Genomic DNA, 3273 nt, shown 5'->3' on the forward strand with positions numbered 1-3273 from the left:
TCAATTTAGGAAAAAACAGTGAAGAATATGACCATAAAAGCAAAGCTCTATCTCGTTCCAATAGCTCTTTTATTAGTATTTATCGTAACATATATTGTTTATGCAAATAAGCATTCAGTTGCAGAAGCAGCTATGCAACGCTCTATCGAATCTAAAGATGCCGTTAGTGAGTTCTTAAATACACGGATATCAGTATATCAATTTTTAAAAAATCCGTCTGAAGATACTTTAGCAAAAGTACATACAAATCTCGATAAAAATCTAAAAACTGTTACAACGCTAAAAGACAAGTTGTCTTTGCAAAAAAATAAAGATAAATGTACGGATATAGCAGCACATATTCAAGATTACAAAGAAGAATTTGATTTAAAAGCCAGACTGATTATCGAGACTGATGTAGCAAATCGAAATAATGTTGACTTGAGCAAATTAGTAAGTATCAGTGGTGAACTGCAAGAAAAATTAGAAGAAATTGCAGTAAGTGCTGTGGAAGTTAGTAAAAAATCTCTAAGTGCTGTCAATACGCTCCTTATTTTTTGCTTCATATTCGCCGTATTGGTAGTCTTTATTATCAATCTTGTTGTTACCAAAGAAATTACAGGATCGATCCATCTTTTGCAAACAAAAATCCAAAATTTCGTGGATACGAAAGATCTAAAAATTCGTTTATCGTATGATCGTAATGATGAAATCAGAGCTATCATCGATAGCTTCAACACTTTATTAGAAACGCTTGAGCACACGATACAAGAAGCTAAAACAGCAGCAAATGAGAATGCCTCCGTTTCAAGTGAATTGCACAGTACAAGTATGCAAATCGGTCAAAATGCTGAAGCGAGTATGGAAATAGTCAAAGATACCATCGATGAGATTCACGATATTAAGAATTTTATTGAATCAAGTGTCACTCTATCCGAAAAGACAAGAGAAAGTATTGAGATATCAGGAGAAAAGCTCCACAATGTACTTATCGATATGAAACAACTAAAAGCAGATGTCTCCGATGCCAGTGAACTGGAATCAGGTCTTGCTGCAAAATTAGAACACATGAGTACAGAAGCGGAACAAGTGAAACAAATATTGGTTGTTATCAGCGATATTGCCGATCAAACCAACCTTCTCGCTTTAAACGCCGCGATTGAAGCGGCACGCGCTGGAGAACATGGACGGGGCTTCGCGGTTGTAGCGGATGAAGTCAGAAAATTAGCAGAACGAACCCAAAAAAGTCTCACCGAGATCAATGCTACGATTAATGTTATAGTCCAATCTATTGTCGATTCTTCGGATCAAATGAGTATTAATGCAAAAAATATCGAACGACTTGTCAGTGTTTCGGAAACGGTAGAAAATGTCGTGGAGGAGACAGTATCATCGATGAAAGAGTCAAGAGACAGTGTTACTTTAAATGCAAAAAATTCTACTAAAATTGCAGAAGATTCTGTAAAAATTGTTGCTTCCGTTTCAAGAATTAATGAATTAACCTCCGATAATGCCCGAAGTGTAGAAGAGATAGCGAGTGCGGCAGAACATTTGTACAAATTAACAGATGGATTAAATATCAAGTTGCAACAATTTAAATCATAAATTATTTTTTATGTAGTATGATCTTTTATCTCGCCGAAGGAGTCTACTATGGAAACGCATTTTCAAAATGCACCATTCAAAGCATCATTGGACGCAAACAAAGAGTATTGGTATTGCACCTGCGGACAATCGAAAACCTTTCCATTTTGTGATGGAAACCATGAGGGAACTGGCAAAACACCGATAAAATTTTCCGTTGATGTTGAAACCGATAAATGGCTCTGTCGATGCGGGCGATCAGGACGAAAACCTTATTGTGACGGCTCTCATCAACAGGGGGGCTAAAGAAACTTCTCCATCAGAAACGCTACTAACGGCAATGTCACCAACGAGATAATAAGTCCATATCCCACCAATGCCGCACTCAGCGCTGGGGCAAATCCCGCCGCTATCGCCAATGCTCCGGCGGTAATCATAGAGGGCATTCCAGACTCTAAAACCGCTGTTTTAAGGGCAAGCGGTTCCGTTCCCATCGCAATGAGCATCCCAAACGCAATCAGCGGCATAATGATGAGTTTTAAAATAAGCGATTGGGTGAACAAGCCATAATCAACCTCACCGCCGAATTTCATCGAATACCCCACCGAGATAAGTGCCAGCGGAACAAGCGTCGATGCGAGGGTTTGAAGATACGGCTGTGCACTGCTAGGCATTTCTCCGAACAACAGAGCAAAAATCAAGAAAATAAACGGAGGGAAAAGGAGCAGTTTTTTCATAATCAGCCGTTTATGAAATACTCCGCTCTCATAGCGTGTAATCACCGCCGCACCGTAAAGCGAGAGGATCAAAAACGTCCCGAACTGATCGTACATCAAAACATACCCTATCGCCTCTTCACCCAAAAGGGTATGGATAATCGGTATCCCGACAAACGACGTATTGCCCAGTGGCATCACGAGCAGCAGTGCGGCACGGACGTGAGGGGGGTGGTTACGGGTCATAGCGAAGACAAGAGCCACCACTATCGGAAGGAGCAGCCACGGGATGAGAATGACCCCTAAAGCGGACGCGTCGAAATGGATCTTCGGCACTTGGAGCAATACGGTAGCGGGGAGCGAGACGTAGATGACAAAAAAATTAAGACTTTTGGCAAAATCAACGGGGGCAGGAGCTTTTTGAAGGGCTATTCCTATCAACAATAACGCAATGATGAAAGCAAACTGCTCCAAAACTACTCCTCGAAAAATGATACGTATGGTATTCACATCCCCCTTTTAATCGTCTAAAAGGTACAATAAACTAAAAAATTAGAGAGCTTGATGTTGCATCGCTATACCTCCCCGAAAATACCCTTTGCATCGATACTGAAATGGCAATATTCCAAACTCTCTCATTATCAAAAAGCAGAACCCTCTAAACTCCCTATCATTGCTCAAGAGAATCTCCCCTCGGACGAGTATGCCCTGTGGTTGGGTCACGCAACCCTTTGGCTAAAGCTCGCAGATACCACACTCGCCATCGATCCGGTACTCGGAAATTTACCTCTTTATCGCCGATATTCTCCCCTGCCGATCCCAAAAGAGAAACTCTTCGCCGATGTGATCCTTATCACTCATGCCCATTATGACCATTACGACAAAGCCTCGCTCCTCTATCTCCTCAAACAAAATCCCAAAACGATTATCGTCGCACCAAATGGATTTTGGCGTTATCTCAAAGGTAAAATAGATCGTGAGCGATGTTTTGAGC

Annotated in this window: 4 protein-coding genes; 3 read left to right on the top strand and 1 reads right to left on the bottom strand. The window is 41.1% G+C overall.

Translation table 11 applies throughout. The features are described from left to right. Positions 1-27: 27 nt before the first annotated feature. Positions 28-1584 (top strand): methyl-accepting chemotaxis protein, encoded by a 1557-nt coding sequence (locus tag JZU62_RS03940; protein ID WP_295012116.1) that lies wholly within the window; start codon positions 28-30, stop codon positions 1582-1584. A gap of 48 nt (positions 1585-1632) precedes the next feature. After that, a complete protein-coding gene (locus JZU62_RS03945) occupies positions 1633-1869 on the top strand; it encodes a CDGSH iron-sulfur domain-containing protein (protein WP_295012110.1) in 237 nt (78 codons plus the stop codon). On the opposite strand, the gene JZU62_RS03950 is transcribed toward JZU62_RS03945, so the two are convergent. After that, a complete protein-coding gene (locus tag JZU62_RS03950; RefSeq protein WP_295012112.1) occupies positions 1866-2789 on the bottom strand; it encodes an AEC family transporter in 924 nt (307 codons plus the stop codon). The two genes, JZU62_RS03945 and JZU62_RS03950, sit on opposite strands and share 4 nt — an antisense overlap. A gap of 54 nt (positions 2790-2843) precedes the next feature. On the opposite strand from JZU62_RS03950, the gene JZU62_RS03955 reads away from it, so the two are divergent. Continuing rightward, positions 2844-3273: MBL fold metallo-hydrolase (locus JZU62_RS03955; protein WP_295012114.1), on the top strand; the 430-nt coding region annotated here is incomplete at its 3' end.

The sequence above is a fragment of the Sulfuricurvum sp. genome (assembly GCF_019163035.1).
GTDB lineage: Bacteria > Campylobacterota > Campylobacteria > Campylobacterales > Sulfurimonadaceae > Sulfuricurvum.

What these genes read in the sequence shown, in the direction of transcription:
- JZU62_RS03940 (WP_295012116.1), top strand. Translation starts at nt 28, where the DNA reads ATGACCATAAAAGCAAAGCTCTATCTCGTTCCAATAGCTCTTTTATTA.
- JZU62_RS03945 (WP_295012110.1), top strand. Translation starts at nt 1,633, where the DNA reads ATGGAAACGCATTTTCAAAATGCACCATTCAAAGCATCATTGGACGCA.